Below are 625 nucleotides of genomic sequence, written 5' to 3' on the forward strand. Positions count from 1 at the left end.
GGTAGGTTTTAGCGCATATTTTGCCGTCATTGCATCAAAAAACTTGCAGAAGTCGTCTGCCATACAAAATATTTCAGTAACTTTGCCTTCGGTGATCACCAAATTTATAGGCACTTATAATTCGCCGAACTCATGTTATAATAATGATTTACACAATCATATGAAATGGGCTGCAATTATAGTATTATCCTTAACTATATTAATGCGATACATCATAAAATTATGCAAGTGGGTTGCAACAAATAAATCAAAATGAATCATGGAAGATAAAACAAAACAAGTTATAGCTCATACTATATATACTATATGTAAGATATTGGCAAGAGAATTTAGGTTGGCATTAAAGCCTTTAGGGATAGGAATTATTATATGTGCAATCTTTCTTACAGTAGCAGAATGGAGTGATGTGATATTTGGTCATAACTGGAAAGAACCGTTTATTACACTTGGTATTATTGGTTTCTTTCTTCCAATGATAGTTAAATATTATAAGAGAATTAAAGCATGGGTTTTAAAATGGAAATGATGTAATCTTAAAGACATATTTAATGTGAGTTCGATGAATTCAAAACAAAGCAAGCTGTGTATCAATGGTCCTTTGTACATTGATGCACGGCTTCTTGGG

General features: G+C 32.0%; 1 protein-coding gene and 1 pseudogene. One reads left to right on the forward strand and one right to left on the reverse strand.

Features of this window, described 5'->3' with window-relative positions; all coding sequences use genetic code 11:
- A pseudogene (locus HMPREF0670_RS17370) lies at window positions 1–99 on the reverse strand (IS982 family transposase); the annotation flags it as partial.
- Window positions 100–259: 160 nt separating this feature from the next.
- On the opposite strand from HMPREF0670_RS17370, the gene HMPREF0670_RS15210 reads away from it, so the two are divergent.
- Window positions 260–526, forward strand: coding sequence for a hypothetical protein (locus HMPREF0670_RS15210; protein WP_044078558.1), 267 nt, complete (start codon window positions 260–262; stop codon window positions 524–526).
- Window positions 527–625: the final 99 nt, after the last annotated feature.

It is taken from the genome of Prevotella sp. oral taxon 317 str. F0108 (genome assembly GCF_000162415.1).
GTDB classification, from domain to species: domain Bacteria; phylum Bacteroidota; class Bacteroidia; order Bacteroidales; family Bacteroidaceae; genus Prevotella; species Prevotella conceptionensis.

Coding starts and splice junctions, on each gene's coding strand:
- HMPREF0670_RS15210 (WP_044078558.1), top strand. CDS start 260: ATGGAAGATAAAACAAAACAAGTTATAGCTCATACTATATATACTATA.